This window comes from Pseudomonas sp. R62, assembly GCF_000257605.1.
Taxonomy (GTDB): Bacteria; Pseudomonadota; Gammaproteobacteria; order Pseudomonadales; family Pseudomonadaceae; genus Aquipseudomonas; species Aquipseudomonas atacamensis.
Genome location: NZ_AHZM01000882.1, coordinates 1 through 1,109 on the forward strand (window position 1 = coordinate 1; position 1,109 = coordinate 1,109).

The window sequence follows — 1,109 nt, forward strand, 5'->3', positions numbered from 1 at the left end:
GCCGCCGCGTTATCGCGATTACATCGGTTGGCTGCAACGCCAGAGCCTGGCCGAGGCGCGGCAGTGGTGGCGGCAGAATCTGCAAGGCTTCGAGCGCACCACGCCGATCCCGAGCGACCGCCCGTTCCTGCGCGAACACGCCGGTGAAAGCGGCGGCATGATCGTCGGCGACCGCTACACCCGCCTCAATGTCGAGGACGGCGCACGGCTGCGGGAACTGGCGCAGGCACATCAACTGACCGTCAACACTTTCGCCCAGGCTGCGTGGGCTCTGGTTTTGCGGCGCCTGAGCGGCGATCGCGACGTGCTCTTCGGCGTGACTGTGGCCGGGCGGCCGGTGGAGATGCCGGAAATGCAACGCACCGTCGGCCTGTTCATCAACAGCATCGCCTTGCGGGTGAAGATGCCTGCGGACGATCAGCGCAGCAGCGTGCGTCAATGGCTCAGCGCTTTGCTCGACAGCAACATGCAACTGCGCGAGTACGAATACCTGCCACTGGTAAACATCCAGGAACAGAGCGAATTGCCCAAAGGCCAGCCGTTGTTCGACAGCCTGTTCGTCTTCGAAAACGCCCCGGTGGAAGTCTCGGTGCTTGATCGTGCACAGAGCCTGAATGCGACCTCGGATTCCGGCCGTACCCACACCAACTTCCCGCTGACGGCGGTATGTTACCCGGGCGATGACCTTGGCCTGCACCTGTCCTATGACCAGCGTTACTTCGACGAGGCGACGGTCGAGCGCATGCTCAGTGAGTTCAAGCGCCTGCTGCTGGCGCTGGTCGACGGCTTCCATGGCGACATGGCCGATTTGCCGCTGCTGGGCGACGAAGAGCGCGACTTCCTGCTGCACGGTTGCAACCAGAGCGGCCATGACTATCCGCTGGAGCAAAGCTACGTGGCGTTGTTCGAAGCGCAGGTCGCGGCGCATCCGCAGCGCATCGCCGCCAGTTGCCTCGATCAGCAATTGAGCTATGCCGAACTGAATCACAACGCCAACCGCCTCGGCCATGCCCTGGTCGCTGCCGGTGTGCGCATGGATCAACCGGTGGCGCTGCTGGCCGAGCGTAATCTCGACCTGCTCGCCATGATCATCGGCAGCTTCAAGGCCG

At 63.5% G+C, this 1,109-nt stretch carries 1 protein-coding gene; it reads left to right on the plus strand.

What is annotated here, in order from left to right; translation table 11 throughout:
• The coding region (locus OQK_RS00840; protein WP_038860180.1) for a condensation domain-containing protein at positions 1-1,109 on the plus strand (1,109 nt) is incomplete at both ends.